This is a genomic window from Shewanella sp. A22, assembly GCF_053850585.1.
In genome coordinates this window covers 1-13,737 of sequence record NZ_JBSQBN010000125.1, presented here as the reverse complement: position 1 = coordinate 13,737, position 13,737 = coordinate 1, and the positions used below count along the sequence as shown (strand labels likewise).

The window sequence follows — 13,737 nt, the reverse complement described above, 5'->3', positions numbered from 1 at the left end:
ACACAGAAGTGGCATACCTGAGAGACTCCATTCTGGCGGGTTTCAAAGTCCTTTATGCTTCGTTAGATGCTTTCAAAATACGACTGCATGGTCTATTTTTTTCCATAAAAAATAAGACATTCCCACCATCCATGGCGGTAAGATGCTGGAGGTAGAGTAACGCAGGAGCTTGTTACCGAGGATCACTATTCGCTTCAATCATCTGCCTTGCCTACAGCACTTTGAACTCCGGCTGAAAGATCACATATTTAATAGGATTTGAACGATGTTAAAAGTCGTGGTGAAAAATAGATGGGGATGAATAATTGGCAATGAAAAGAAGCTGATATAGTAGTGTTATATTTTACTACATAAGTGTATATGTTGATCTGGTGCGCAATATGCGATGTCTCAATAGATTAAAATAATTGAGATATATGTTATTGAATTTATGTTTATATTTTACTTTATGTTTGGTTAGAGTACTTGAGGCAATATATGTTGATTATTGATAGCGTATTACAATGAGTAATCAATATAAGGTGCGTATCGATCGCGTCATTCGGTATATCGAAGTTAATTTACCCAATAGTATTTCACTGACAGAGGTGGCAAACGTCAGTTGCTTTTCCCCATATCATTTTCACCGCATTTTTACTGCTATCATGGCTGAAACGGTTAATGACTATATTGTTAGGCGTAGATTGGAAAAGGCAATTGATTTGCTCACTTTTCATACTGAATTATCAATTACACAAGTTGCTTTAAACAGCGGGTTTTCATCGAATGCTAATTTTTCTAAAGCCGTTAAACTCTATTTTGGTTTCAGTCCGTCAGCAATAAGAAATCCGAGCCAAATTAATAATAGCAAGATAGGAAAAATATATAGCAAGTATGGAAAAGCGTTTAATCCCACCGATTTGTATCCTACCCGCATCATTGATGGAGAGAATAATCAAGCAAGATTAGTGGGAAACAATATGAAAATTGAAGTAAAAGAATTTGAAAGCCGACGTGTGTGTACTTTGGCTTCGGCTTGTGGTTATGAACCAGAGGCCATATACGAGGTTTGGGATACACTTATACAATGGGCCATCAGTAACGGCATAAAAAAGATCAACAAAGTCGGTTTGCTTTTGCTTTTGATAATCCAACGGTTACCCCCATTAATAAGTGTCGATATCATGCTTCTATCGTGGTTGAGCCTCACGTAAATGTGAATCCACCTTTTAGTGTTTCTGAGCTTCCTAAAGGTAAGTATGCTGTTGTTTATTTTAAAGGCTCTCCTGAAGAAACGATTAATGCACAATTGGGTATTTATTCTGATTGGTGACCTAAAAGTGGATTTGAACCAGATGATTTTCCGATGTTAGAACGCTATCTTAATGATGCGAGAGTTGATGGTTATATTGAAATGGAAATCCACGTTAAGCTTAAGAGCCTTTAGGGCAAGCGCATCGTTGTCAGACAACGTTGGTAATGTTGCTCTGTGGCACGGTCATGGAGTGTTATTACTGAGCGTGAGTTATGTTGTAGTTTTTTAAAGGGTGAGGACTAATGAATTCAGCGCATTTTAACGGTAAGTATGAAGTAGAGTTAAAATACAGATTACAGTCAAAGGCGGTTTTTTTACAGAAATTGAGTACAATTCCACATGAAATAATGCTTGAAGATAATATTGAGTCAGACTGGTATTTTGATACTGTAGATCAACAGCTTGAAGCACAGAATAAAAGTGTTTGTGTGCGTGAAATGGAACCTTCTGGCATTAAATTATGGATAGTCAAAGGCCCTGAATTTGACCGCTGTGAAGCCACCAATATCACAGATGCAAGTTCAGCTAGAAGTATGTTAGCAACCATGGGCTATCAAGTGTGTTTGAAAGCAAATAAAATCCGTAGCATCTACTTTATTGGTCAATATCATGTCACGTTAGATTATCTTGAGGGTATAGGAAGCTTTACTGAGTTTGCGATTATGACGGATGATGAATCAATGTTAGCCACTTACAAAATTGAACTTGAAAGTTTAGCGAGTCAATTTGGATTAGGTTGTGCCGATCTAGAGACCAAGTCTTATCGCATGTTATTAACGGAACAATTGTTACAGCACAGTACTAAAAACCGTTAATTGACAGCATTCAATTAGAGAAACATTTGAAAGGGCTCTTTTTGTAAACTTGTTAGTGGTGAATTACTGCGTGTGTGGCATTTAGTTACCTGTCTAACTTTGCCACACACGGCTACAACATTTATCTTGAAAGATGAACTTCCCCATATATCATCACACATCGTCTGTGTTGATTTATATCTTTTATAAATGTTTATTAAATCGTTTTGCTGCTAATAAAACCCCAATACACGTAAAGCTTAATAGCCATATCGCATCTTGACCCAATGAAATCACTTCTGCTTCTCTCAGAACGATACCGCGAACCATACGAATAAAATGCGTTGCGGGAAGTGCTTCTGCTACCCATTGTGCTCCAATGGGCATTGCTTCATAAGGGAACATAAAACCTGATAACAAAATGGATGGCATTAATATAAAAATGGTTAATTGCATTGCTTGAAGTTGGGTTTTGGCAATGGTACTAATCACCAAACCTAATGCTAAACTGGCACAGATAAATAGCAAAGATGCGAGAAGTAAAGAATCTAAGCCTCCGCGAACGGGGACGGAAAATATCCAGTGTCCCGCACTCAAAATAATTGCTACTTGGATCAATCCTACCAATATATAAGGAATTATTTTACCTAACATTAGTTCTAGTGAGCTAACGGGGGTGACAATTAAAAATTCCATGTTACCCAGTTCTTGCTCTCGAACAATTGCAGCTGAAGTAAACATAATCATGGTCATGGTGAGGATAACCGCAAGTAATCCTGGCACAATATTGACTACCGAACGCTGCTCAGGATTAAAGTATTCTACCACTTCAAATGTAGGTACGGCCATTGTGCTTGCTCTGTTAGCCACTTCATTGAGTGGTAAGGTTCTTAGAGAGCGAATGGTTGAGGCTATCATTGTATCTGATCCGTCTAACAACCATTGACCTATAGGTCGGGTTATTTGCGATGATTCTCGTTTGGGATCAAATGCCGGATGAATTGAAATACGTTGTACCAAATCAACAGGCAAATAAAGTACGGCTTTAACCTCGCCGTTGGTAATGGCTTTTTCTGCTTGCTCGATAGAGTAATATTGATGTTTAAAGTCAACAACTTGAGTTGCAATGACGGTTTGAGTTATTGCTCGGCTATATGTGGTTTGGCTCATGTCGATAATACCCGCTGGCACATGTCGCACATCGGTATTAATGGCATAACCGAATAACATTAATTGCAGCAATGGGATCATCACAATCATGCCGAATGTCATTCTATCTCGAGAGAGCTGTTTCATCTCTTTGAAGACTATTGCGATTAATCTACCCCACATGTCGACCTCCTGTACTGGTGACAAATACGTCTTCAAGACTTGGTCGAACGATTTCAAGTTGATGTTGATGACAAATATCGCTAAGAAACGCTATTGGCTCAGTTATTGATTCATTAACGAGTACTCTTAGCCGTGTTCCGGATTGAGATGCAGAAATAACGGCTTTTATTTCGGTGAGAGCTTGCTTTAGTTCCCTAAGATTATCGCCACTGACTTCGACTACTGTTGCGCCCATTGATGTCATTAAATCGCGCGGTGTTCCGTCAGCACGTTTGATGCCATTTTCTAAAATGGCTAATTGATGGCAACGCTCTGCTTCATCCATATAGTGGGTTGAAACAAGAATCGTTGTGCCGTTATTGCTTAGATCAAATAAGTGTTCCCAAAAATCACGACGGTTTTGCGGATCAACCGCAGAAGTGGGTTCATCAAGAAAGAGTATTTCTGGACGATGCATGGTGGCACAGGCGAGCGCTAAACGTTGTTTCTGTCCACCACTCATGGTGCCAGCTAACTGCTTTTGCCTTTGTTCTAAACCATATTGTATCAGTAGCGTTGTTATTCGCGCTTTATCTTTGACACCATAAATGGCAGCGACAAACCGCATGTTTTCTAATACCGTTAAATTGTCATATAAAGAGAATTTTTGGGTCATGTAGCCAATTCTACTTTTTAGCGACTCCTCATTTCCTTGCAACGGTAATCCCAAAATCGTTGCTTCACCATCACTGGGTTTTAATAACCCAGTCAGCATTCTTATGAGTGTTGACTTTCCACAACCATTGGGCCCAAGGAAACCGTAAATACTGCCCTTAGGTACTTGTAAATCCAACTGATTTACTGCGATTAAATCACCAAATTGGCGCGTTAATCCTTGTGTTTGGATAGCATAGGGTACTGCTTTCATGGTAAGCGTACCTCGACACCAATGCCAACCGGTATGTTTTTATCAGTAGGTAAATCAATCTCTGTTAAATACATCAACCGGGTACGATCTCGTTCATTTAAGGCGTAATAGGGGGTAAAGGCGGGTGTACTGCGTATGTTGCGCACGGTTCCTGTGATGGGTTTATCGTGACCATCAATCCATACTTGTACAGATTCACCTTGGCTAATTTTACCTAAGGCTGTAGCGGGTAAATACACGCGCGCATATATACGGTCACTGGCTAAGAGTGTCACCAATTGAACGTTAGCCGCAACACGGTCGCCAAGTTTCCAGGGTAAAACATCAACAACTCCTGACTTGGGCGCTCGTATGCTTAACTCTTCTAATGATTGTTGTGCGTCAGCTAATAAAGCTTGTGCGACTTGAGTTTGAGCCTGCGCTTGAGCAATTTCTTCGCTGCGTGTACCATTTTTAAGCTCTAGCCATTGCTGCTTAGCTTGGGCCAATTGAGCTGTAGTTTGATCTTTTACTGCAGTAGCCGAATCAAAATCGGCTTTTGCTACTAATTGCTTTAACCAAAGATCTTTCATTCTCAGATAGTTTCTATCGGCTTCTTGCGTTTGTGCTTGCATTGCAAGCATTGCTGCTTTGGCCGCAGCAAGCTGTTCTACACGAGTCCCTGTTTGCAATTGATTCAGTTTTGCTTGTGCCTGATTGAGTGATGCTTGTCTCTGGCTGATCAGCCATTGTGCGTGCCGAGGGTCAAGTTGAATTAACACTTCTTCGGCCTCTACTTTTTGTCCTTCTTGCACTAAAATAGAATGTATCTGTTCTGAAATAGGCGCAGAGAGCATCATTCTATCTCGTTCAACTAACCCCATTGCTCGTTCGCCTTCTTCTCCCGAACAAGCTGCTAAAAGCATAACTATTGATAACCACAATAAACAACGTTGCATCATTGAACCTCTGACTTTGAAGAATGTGTTGGTGGATCTTGAAATAACCCTTGAGTCATCACATGCATATTATGCGAAAGTAGCTTATTCAACATGGACTCACTCAATGGTAAGTTCAATCCTTGGAGTAATGCTTTGGGGGCGATTAATGGGAAAACCATTAAGCTAATAAAACTTAACCGTATCCATTGTGGATCAAGCTGTGGATTCAGTTTCTGTTGGCTGGATAATTCCATAATCCAATCTTCAGCATAACCGAGCATCTCATGAATGACGTTCGATACAATGGTAAATGCTTCATCGCTTACTTGTTGATTTAATGCTTGGAAGATTAACCTAGGCAATGCAGGTGTATTTGCCATCATTCGGTAATACGCTTGCATTAATGCTTCGGGAGATCCATTTTGATTTTTCAAATCTTGTTTAAATACTTTTGCTACTGGCGCAATGGTTTCTCTCACCATGGTTTCAAATAAACCCGCTTTTGAGTCGAAGTAATAGCGGATCATTGCGGCATCAACACCGGCGCGTCGAGCTAATTCTCGTATTGATACACGTTCATAGCTATTGTGAAGAAAGCATCCTTGCGCGGCTTTAATAAGCGCTGCACGAGTTTTTGTTTCACCTTTAGGTCTTCCCGGTTTATCGGCCATCTGAAATCCCACAAATTCATCTCTTGATGAATAATAACAAAAATGGGTCAATAGAATAGAAGATTAATTCCGCATTGGGTTAGCCTGTGCGGAATAAGTCCCTTATCAAACATTAGGAAACATTTAAGTGGTTGTTAACATTATTTATGTTATTGACACAGCAGGTGATGCTCTCATCACTTGTCGATCGCTGCGATGTTTAGGTGAAAGCCCGTCTGTAGCTAACATGGTTATTAAATCTACGCTGCATAAGTCGCGTGGCAAGCAATGACTTTGCCAGAACTATAATGAAAATATTCTTATCGAAAAATTATGCGACTATTCATGTCGCAAGGCTTCTATGGGATCGAGTTGTGCGGCTTTACGTGCAGGGAAGTAACCGAAGATAACGCCCACAGCGGCAGAAAACAAAAATGAGATAAGGATTATCCCAAGATTAAAAACAAAGGGAACATTCATTAAGTTTGCTAGCGAAACAGAGCCTATTAGCGCCAATATGATGCCCACTATGCCGCCTAAAGAAGATAACATGACAGCCTCGACCAAAAACTGTAGTAACACTTCTCTTTCCATTGCGCCTATGGCTAAACGAATACCAATCTCTCGGGTTCGCTCGGTGACAGATACCAACATTATGTTCATAATACCAATGCCACCTACCAGCAAACTCACAGCAGCAACAGCACCGAGTAAGGTTGTTAACACCTTAGTTATGCCACTTAACATATTGGATATTTCTTTCATATCCATTACTGTAAAGTCATCTTCTTCATTACTCGCGATATGACGACGTTCACGTAATAATTGGATAATTGCTTGTTTCACTTTTTGGGTTGATTCACCTTCGTTAACTGAAATTTGAATCAATTTAATGTCTTGATTACCGGCTAAGCGCCGTTGAAATGTACGTAAGGGGAGAACAACAAGATCATCTTGGTCTGACCCCATGGTTGACTGGCCCTTTGCATTGAGCAGCCCGATTACTTCACAAGTGAATTTTTCGATACGAATTTTCTGGCCTAATGGATTTTGTTCACCAAAGAGTTGTTTATGAACCGTTTCCCCGATAACACATATTGCCTTTCCCGCACGTAGTTCACTTTGCGTAAATGAACGTCCAGATTTAAATATCCAATTCCCAGCGACGAAAAATTGATTAGTGGAACCCATTATGCTGGTGCTCCAGTTCTCATTACCGTAAACCACTGTAGTGCCCTGAGACGAAGAAGGCGCAACGGCACTAATATTATTGATGTCTCTTGAAATGGCTTCTGCGTCATCTAACCGAAAAGCTGATGCTGATGATCGTTGACCCATTCCCATTCTCTGTCCAGGTGATACTAACAACAGATTACTGCCTAGGCTTGCCACTTGTTCTGTTACTTGTAGGGTGGCACCTCCACCAATGGTGACCATGATAATGACCGCAGCGACTCCAATAACTATGCCTAAAATTGTTAAGAAGGATCGCATAACATTGCGGCGTATTTCTCTCATTGCCAGTAACACTGCATTCCATAACATTAGTTAGACCCTCTGTTACTGGCATCTTTAACAATAAGGCCATCAAGAAAGTGGATTTGACGTTTTGCAAACGCTGCCATGTCTGGCTCATGAGTCACCATAACAATGGTGATACCCAGCTCAAGATTAAACGATTTTAAGAGCTCCATAATTTCAAGACTACGAGAAGAATCAAGATTACCCGTAGGTTCATCGGCCAATAATACCGCAGGTTGAGTGACTATGGCCCGTGCAATGGCAACCCTTTGTTGCTGGCCGCCTGACAACTCACCCGGTGTATGATGTTCCCAGCCCGTTAAACCGACAACGTTAAGCGCTTTTATTGCGTGTTCACGTCTTAGTGCCGCTGGCATTCCTCGGTAGATTAATGGTAATTCCACATTTTCCAATGCAGAGGTTCGGTTAAGTAAATTAAAACCTTGAAATACAAACCCCAGATAATTACGTCGCAGAAGGGCTAGTTGGTCGCGAGTGAGTGAACCAACCTCTATGCCATCAAAAAAATAATCGCCTGCTGTGGGCGTATCAAGGCAACCTAAAACATTCATGCAAGTTGATTTTCCCGATCCACTGGGGCCCATCACTGCAACAAAATCACCTCGCTCAATGGTTAAGTTGACTCCGCCCAACGCTTGCATTTGGGCTTGCCCACTACCATAGATTTTGCTAACCCCCCTAAGTTCTATTAGAGGGTGGCTATTTTCGGTTAGTTTATTCACGGATTATTGCTAATTGTGTCAATGATTAATGTCATACCGCTGTCAATTTCACCACTGATAATCTCGGTATTGATACCGTTTGACGCTCCGGTGGCGACGTCAACCGCAAACGGTTGATTATGTTGAAGGGTCCATAGTTGCTGCTGATTTTTTTCCGTGCTGTTACTGTCTGGTCTTGTCTTAGAAATACTCGGTGGGCGAGGCATTAAGCTACTCATTAGTCCGCCCTTACTGCTGGTTTCCTGCTCTGTTTTGGACGGTTTAAAACGTAGAGCTGCATTGGGAACAAGCAGAGCATCCTTTATCTGTTTAACCAAAATATCTGCAGTTGCTGTCATTCCTGGACGCAGTAATAAAGCTGAATTGTCAACGCTAAGGATGGTTTCATAGGTTACTACGCCATCTACTGTTTGCGATGCAAAGTGGATATCTGTAATTGTTGCGGGGAATTGGCTATCAGCATAAGCATCTACGGTAAACAATGCTTCTTGTCCTACTTGTATTTGGCCAACATCGGCTTCATCTACGTCTACATGTAATTCCATTTGGGTGAGATTTTCGGCTAAGGTAAACATTACAGGGGTTTGGAATGAAGCGGCCATAGTTTGTCCGGGTTCTACATCACGAATTAATACAATGCCATCTATCGGAGAGTGTATGGTGGCTTTGGCTAAAGTGGTTAATTCTGCATCAAGAGCTGCCTGCGATTGAACCACCTGTGCTTTTGCACTTGCTAAATTGGCTAGCGCTCGGTCATAGGATGCTTGTGATGCATCAAACTCTTGTATTGACGTCATGCCTTGTTTTACAAGTGTTTGGGAGCGTGTTAAAGCGTGGTGGGTTTCAGTTATTGTCGCTTGAACTTGTTCGACCTGAGCTTTAGCTGATTCAAGTGAAGCTTTTGCCTGATTGACTTTAGCCTGTAATTGATCTGTGTCCATACGTGCCAGGACTTGTCCTTGGTTAACGTAATCATTAAAGTCTACTAATACTGTTTTGATGGTGCCAGAAATTTCTGACCCTACTTCAACTTGATTGACTGGTTGCAGTGTTCCCGTCGCCGTAACCGTTACACTTAACGAACCACGGCTAACATTGGCGGTTTTATATTGGACCATATCTGACTGACCGCGAGCTAACATTAACCATATTACAAGCGCAATCACCGTTACGCCGCCAACGAACCAAACCCATTTTCGGTAAGGTTTATGATTTCCATTGGACTGATTAAGCCCTAACGTTTGCCGAATATCGGTATCGTGGATCAGAGGAGCCTGTTGTTTACTTGATGGCATGTTACGGGCCTCTATTTATTTAGTTCTCAACGTTAAGGCTGGATACTTTGATACTAAATAGTCTAAGGGTTAACAGGAGCTGTGATGTGATCTGAGTCAAGTTGTTAGGAGATAACCCCGTAAGATTGAAATGAATTTTAGCTGCACTCAATGATTAACTACATGAGTTATAGTGTTTTTGTTATTGAGTCGATTGTCGAATACTTAGGTCATTAAATTGAAGCAACATAGGAGAGTATCTAACACAAATGACAGTTTGTATTGCTAGCACCTATTGTGGGTTATTTAAACAATATTGTGTTGTAGAGTTGATCAAGATCAAGCCTGTTTCTATTTCTGAGCCTAAACTTATTACTGTAAGCCGAGTTAAACGGTGTTTGGTGATCCATTGCAAACTGAATTTCAGTTAGGGGATAAAATGAATTTTAAAGACTATTACACTGTATTAGGGGTAGATCCTAAAGCGAATGATAAAGCCATAAAAGTAGCTTATAAAAAACTCGCAGTGCAGTACCACCCTGATGTGAGTAAACATCCTGAAGCAGAAGAAAAATTCAAAGAAATCGGTGAAGCCTATGAAGTATTACACAATGCTAAAAAGCGTGCCGAATATGATGAGTTGCGCCAGCATCATCTCAATAGAACACAAAATCAAGGTCGAACGGGCAGTGGTCAGCATTGGAACCAGCAACAAAGTGATCCTCAAACCGATCAAGAATTTGCAGACTTTTTTAACTCAATTTTTGGTGGCAGACATTCTGGTTTTGAGCGAAGCGGACAACAAAGATCTAGCCAATCTCAGCATGTAAAAGGCCAAGATATAGAAATTGAATTTCCGATGTTCCTTGAAGAAACCTTGGTCGATACCCTTAAGCCTGTCGCATTTACATTGCAGCAACGCGATGCTCAGGGTCGTGTTGTTGATATGCCTAAATCGTTAAACGTTAAGATCCCTGCTGGTGTCATAAATGGTGAACGGATCCGTCTTAAAGGGCAGGGTGCACCAGGACAAACCAAAGCCGATAATGGTGACCTATATTTACAAATCCGGTTTGCGCCTCACCCATTATTTGATGTTGATGGTCGAGATTTGAGTATTGTCGTCCCTATTGCCCCTTGGGAAGCCGTGCTTGGAACCAAGCTAAAGTTGCCTACGTTAACGGGGGATATTCATCTTAGTATTCCTGCTAATAGTCAGTCTGGCCAGCGATTACGGATAAAAGGTAAAGGTTTACTCAGTAAAAAAAATCAGGGTGATTTATTTGCAGTACTAAAAATAGTCGTGCCTAAATCACATGATGAAGCCAGCAAAAATTTATGGCAAGAATTAGCCGAAAAGAGCAAGTTTGACCCTCGCGCCAGTTGGAGTAAATAACGATGTTGCAGATTAATATAACCGAACAAGATCGTTGGTTGAGTAGTGATGAATTATGTGAGTGTAGTGATATTAGCGCTGGATTACTGCTTGAGCTTGTTGAGCATAGTATCGCAATTCCGTTTCAGGGAGCAGCGATAGAGCAATGGCGATTTAGCGTTAGCAATTTACATCAAGTCAAAAAAGCCACTCGAATTCAACGGGATCTAGCACTTGATTGGAGTGGTATAGCGTTAATTTTGCAATTACTCGATGAAAGGGACCGTTTGGAGTATGAAGTTAATACTTTAAAACAACGGTTAAACCGGTTTAAAACTGAGCTGTAGCCGATGATCTCAAAGTGTCATTGTAAGTTGCTTACGATGACGCTTTGATCGGATCTTTGTCTTTGTCTGTGTCGATACAATGAAATGCCTAATTTTGCTAACCGAAGTGCACTATATAACGTCGTCCGACTCATAGATTTGTAAAAATACCATTATTCCAACAAAGCCCTCCAAACTAAAACGCTGAGTGACAATGATTGAGTGCATAATTAATGGAATTGATATTATACCAATCTCATTAAATATCTGGTCAGTTCAGAGTCTCTCAGGTTTTTCAATGCCTACAGCACTTAGAACTCCCGCTGAAAGAGCACATATTTAATAGGATTGGTATTATATGGCGCTACGTAATTAATGAGACATTGTCGTGATGAGGTATTATTTATTGGTTAATTGAAGCGTGATATATTTTTCAGAGAAGTGATTAAGTCATGATGATATTACTTGACGAGAGGTTCTATATTGACGGCGATACAACATTGATTAACGACAGACTAAGATGTGTTAACGCAAAGGTTAACACATGTTTAAAGCTTGATAAAAAGGTAAATGACTCGTTTATTTAACGAGTGGGGTATTTATTTTTACGCTTAACTTGAGTTGAATATATTCGATTATGTATTTGTACAAATATAACGATGAGCACCCTAAATGACTGTCTTATATTTATTTATTTTTTTTGACGTAAGTCGGATTTTAAAATAAGCCTGATATTATCAGCTGATTTTGTTAAAATCCTTAAGTAAAATTCAATCGACTGTCAAATTGAAAGGGCAAAGTCGCTCTAACCGAGGGTTTATGAAGATAAATAAGGATAAATACAGTATAGATAATACCGATTATACTGTTGGACAGGATAATATTCAAAAATGGGGCTTTGATATACATAATGCCGTTTTTGGAGTGAGTGCAGGGCTAATCGCTGTTTTTTTAATTGCAATTTTAATTATTGATCCGGCAACATCGAAAGAGTTTTTAGATGGTTTGAAATGGCAAATTATTGGCACATTTGACAGCCTCTTTATGTGGTCAGCTAATATTTTTGTGGTCTTTTGTTTAGCATTGATTGTCACTCCTTTTGGTAAAATCCGTTTAGGTGGCGATGATGCAAAAGCGGATTATTCAAGATTATCTTGGATCGCGATGCTTTTTGCTGCCGGCATGGGGATTGGTTTGATGTTCTGGGGGGTTGCAGAACCTTTAGCGTATTACACCGGTTGGTATGAAACACCACTGAATGTAGCCGCTAATACACCTGAAGCTGCAGAGCTTGCCCTTGGTGCAACCATGTTCCACTGGGGATTACACCCTTGGTCAATTTATGGTGTGGTCGCATTGTCTATGGCTTTCTTTGCTTATAACAAAGGTTTGCCACTTTCTATTCGCTCTGCTTTTTACCCGATACTGGGTGATCGCACGTGGGGATGGCCTGGGCATATCATTGATATCTTCGCAGTATTAGCCACATTATTTGGTCTTGCGACCTCATTAGGATTAGGTGCTCAGCAAGCAGCTGGCGGATTCCAGCATGTGTTTGGGATTGAAGCAGACCTCACATTACAAATCACGATAATTGTGGTTGTTACGCTATTGGCGGTTATTTCCGTGGTACGTGGCCTTGAAGGTGGCGTTAAAGTAATCAGTAATATTAATATGTTACTTGCTGTTGCTTTGCTCATTTTTGTGGCTCTTGTGACTTTAGCGGTTTCCATGGGCACAATTCCAACAACGGTAATGGGTTATATTAAGAATATTATTCCATTGAGTAACCCGATTGGACGTGAAGATGAAGCATGGATGCATGGTTGGACTGTTTTCTATTGGGCATGGTGGATTTCATGGTCTCCATTTGTGGGTATGTTTATTGCTCGCATCTCACGAGGTCGTACTGTACGTGAGTTCCTTGCTACAGTATTAATTGTTCCTACCGTTGTGACCATCTTATGGATGTCTGTATTTGGTGGTGTTGCAATTGATCAAGTCATTAATGATGTTGGTATTTTAGGAAGTAAGGGCTTAACTGAAGTTCCGCTTGCTATGTTCCAGATGTTTGATTCCCTTCCATTGGGTAATTTATTATCAATGCTAGCGGTTTTATTGGTGCTGGTTTTCTTTATTACCTCTTCCGATTCAGGATCTTTGGTGATAGACAGTATCACTGCGGGCGGTAAAATTGATGCTCCAATTCCACAGCGCATTTTTTGGGCCGTTATTGAAGGTGCTATAGCAGCTGTTTTACTATGGGTTGGTGGTACTCAGGCGATTGAAGCATTGCAAGCAGGTGCCATTTCAACTGGACTACCCTTTACCATTATTCTATTGGTTATGTGTGTCAGTTTGTTGATGGGCATGCGTACAGAAAAGCATAGAGCATAGTTTTTTACATAGTGTAAAAAGCCGATGATTAGTTCATCGGCTTTTTTTATGATTATATTTACGTAGAAGATGTTATACCAATCCTATTAAATATGTGATCTTTCAGCGGGAGTTCAAAGTGCAGTAGGCAAGGCAGATGATTGAAGCGAATAGTGATCCTCGGTAACAAGCTCCTGCGTTACTCTACCTCCAGTATCTGACCGC

At 40.7% G+C, this 13,737-nt stretch carries 13 protein-coding genes; 6 read left to right on the top strand and 7 right to left on the bottom strand.

The annotated features are described in order from the left end of the window. Window positions 1-503 precede the first annotated feature (503 nt). From ACWXWT_RS17240 to cyaB, 3 genes are all read left to right on the top strand, one after another. On the top strand, window positions 504-1,193 hold the full coding sequence (locus ACWXWT_RS17240; RefSeq protein ID WP_456042806.1) for a helix-turn-helix domain-containing protein: 690 nt from the start codon (window positions 504-506) through the stop codon (window positions 1,191-1,193). After that, the gene (locus ACWXWT_RS17235; protein WP_456042808.1) at window positions 1,145-1,312 is read left to right on the top strand and encodes a GyrI-like domain-containing protein; all 168 of its coding nucleotides are present in this window, start codon (window positions 1,145-1,147) and stop codon (window positions 1,310-1,312) included. The genes ACWXWT_RS17240 and ACWXWT_RS17235 overlap by 49 nt, the downstream gene beginning before the upstream one ends. A gap of 224 nt (window positions 1,313-1,536) precedes the next feature. Then, window positions 1,537-2,109, top strand: coding sequence for a class IV adenylate cyclase (gene cyaB / locus ACWXWT_RS17230; protein WP_456042805.1), 573 nt, complete (start codon window positions 1,537-1,539; stop codon window positions 2,107-2,109). Between the two features lie 183 nt (window positions 2,110-2,292). Here the strand turns inward: cyaB and ACWXWT_RS17225 are convergent, their stop codons facing one another. The 7 genes from ACWXWT_RS17225 to ACWXWT_RS17195 all read right to left on the bottom strand — a co-directional run bounded on the left by ACWXWT_RS17225 (window position 2,293) and on the right by ACWXWT_RS17195 (window position 9,456). Then, window positions 2,293-3,420 carry an ABC transporter permease gene (locus ACWXWT_RS17225; RefSeq protein ID WP_456042804.1) on the bottom strand — a complete coding sequence of 376 codons (1,128 nt, stop codon included), beginning with the start codon at window positions 3,418-3,420 and terminating at the stop codon, window positions 2,293-2,295. After that, complete coding sequence (locus ACWXWT_RS17220; RefSeq protein ID WP_456042803.1) at window positions 3,410-4,327, bottom strand: ATP-binding cassette domain-containing protein; 918 nt, start codon at window positions 4,325-4,327, stop codon at window positions 3,410-3,412. Before ACWXWT_RS17220 ends, ACWXWT_RS17225 begins: the two co-directional genes overlap by 11 nt. Then, complete coding sequence (locus ACWXWT_RS17215; RefSeq protein WP_456042802.1) at window positions 4,324-5,268, bottom strand: HlyD family secretion protein; 945 nt, start codon at window positions 5,266-5,268, stop codon at window positions 4,324-4,326. The genes ACWXWT_RS17220 and ACWXWT_RS17215 overlap by 4 nt, the downstream gene beginning before the upstream one ends. After that, a complete protein-coding gene (locus tag ACWXWT_RS17210; protein WP_456042801.1) occupies window positions 5,265-5,918 on the bottom strand; it encodes a TetR/AcrR family transcriptional regulator in 654 nt (217 codons plus the stop codon). The genes ACWXWT_RS17215 and ACWXWT_RS17210 overlap by 4 nt, the downstream gene beginning before the upstream one ends. Window positions 5,919-6,236: 318 nt before the next feature. After that, complete coding sequence (locus ACWXWT_RS17205) at window positions 6,237-7,442, bottom strand: ABC transporter permease (RefSeq protein WP_456042800.1); 1,206 nt, start codon at window positions 7,440-7,442, stop codon at window positions 6,237-6,239. Continuing rightward, window positions 7,442-8,080 carry an ABC transporter ATP-binding protein gene (locus tag ACWXWT_RS17200; protein ID WP_456042807.1) on the bottom strand — a complete coding sequence of 213 codons (639 nt, stop codon included), beginning with the start codon at window positions 8,078-8,080 and terminating at the stop codon, window positions 7,442-7,444. Before ACWXWT_RS17200 ends, ACWXWT_RS17205 begins: the two co-directional genes overlap by 1 nt. A 77-nt stretch (window positions 8,081-8,157) precedes the next feature. Continuing rightward, entirely contained in the window at window positions 8,158-9,456 is a 1,299-nt protein-coding gene (locus ACWXWT_RS17195) for an efflux RND transporter periplasmic adaptor subunit (protein ID WP_456042799.1), read from the bottom strand. 418 nt (window positions 9,457-9,874) lie between these two features. Between ACWXWT_RS17195 and ACWXWT_RS17190 the strand changes: the two genes are divergently transcribed. From ACWXWT_RS17190 to ACWXWT_RS17180, 3 genes are all read left to right on the top strand, one after another. Next, window positions 9,875-10,831, top strand: a complete 957-nt coding sequence (locus ACWXWT_RS17190) for a DnaJ C-terminal domain-containing protein (protein ID WP_456042798.1) — start codon at window positions 9,875-9,877, stop codon at window positions 10,829-10,831. Window positions 10,832-10,833: 2 nt separating this feature from the next. Beyond that, window positions 10,834-11,157: a chaperone modulator CbpM gene (locus ACWXWT_RS17185; RefSeq protein WP_456042797.1), complete on the top strand. Its 324-nt coding sequence runs from the start codon at window positions 10,834-10,836 to the stop codon at window positions 11,155-11,157. Between the two features lie 798 nt (window positions 11,158-11,955). Further along, window positions 11,956-13,533: a BCCT family transporter gene (locus ACWXWT_RS17180; RefSeq protein ID WP_456042796.1), complete on the top strand. Its 1,578-nt coding sequence runs from the start codon at window positions 11,956-11,958 to the stop codon at window positions 13,531-13,533. Window positions 13,534-13,737: the final 204 nt, after the last annotated feature.

Bases quoted from the DNA above. Each gene is read 5' to 3' on its own strand.
- ACWXWT_RS17225 (WP_456042804.1), bottom strand. From the start codon at position 3,420: ATGTGGGGTAGATTAATCGCAATAGTCTTCAAAGAGATGAAACAGCTC.
- ACWXWT_RS17180 (WP_456042796.1), top strand. From the start codon at position 11,956: ATGAAGATAAATAAGGATAAATACAGTATAGATAATACCGATTATACT.
- ACWXWT_RS17190 (WP_456042798.1), top strand. From the start codon at position 9,875: ATGAATTTTAAAGACTATTACACTGTATTAGGGGTAGATCCTAAAGCG.
- ACWXWT_RS17185 (WP_456042797.1), top strand. From the start codon at position 10,834: ATGTTGCAGATTAATATAACCGAACAAGATCGTTGGTTGAGTAGTGAT.
- ACWXWT_RS17210 (WP_456042801.1), bottom strand. From the start codon at position 5,918: ATGGCCGATAAACCGGGAAGACCTAAAGGTGAAACAAAAACTCGTGCA.
- ACWXWT_RS17205 (WP_456042800.1), bottom strand. From the start codon at position 7,442: ATGTTATGGAATGCAGTGTTACTGGCAATGAGAGAAATACGCCGCAAT.
- ACWXWT_RS17240 (WP_456042806.1), top strand. From the start codon at position 504: ATGAGTAATCAATATAAGGTGCGTATCGATCGCGTCATTCGGTATATC.
- cyaB (WP_456042805.1), top strand. From the start codon at position 1,537: ATGAATTCAGCGCATTTTAACGGTAAGTATGAAGTAGAGTTAAAATAC.
- ACWXWT_RS17195 (WP_456042799.1), bottom strand. From the start codon at position 9,456: ATGCCATCAAGTAAACAACAGGCTCCTCTGATCCACGATACCGATATT.
- ACWXWT_RS17200 (WP_456042807.1), bottom strand. From the start codon at position 8,080: ATGCAAGCGTTGGGCGGAGTCAACTTAACCATTGAGCGAGGTGATTTT.
- ACWXWT_RS17215 (WP_456042802.1), bottom strand. From the start codon at position 5,268: ATGATGCAACGTTGTTTATTGTGGTTATCAATAGTTATGCTTTTAGCA.
- ACWXWT_RS17220 (WP_456042803.1), bottom strand. From the start codon at position 4,327: ATGAAAGCAGTACCCTATGCTATCCAAACACAAGGATTAACGCGCCAA.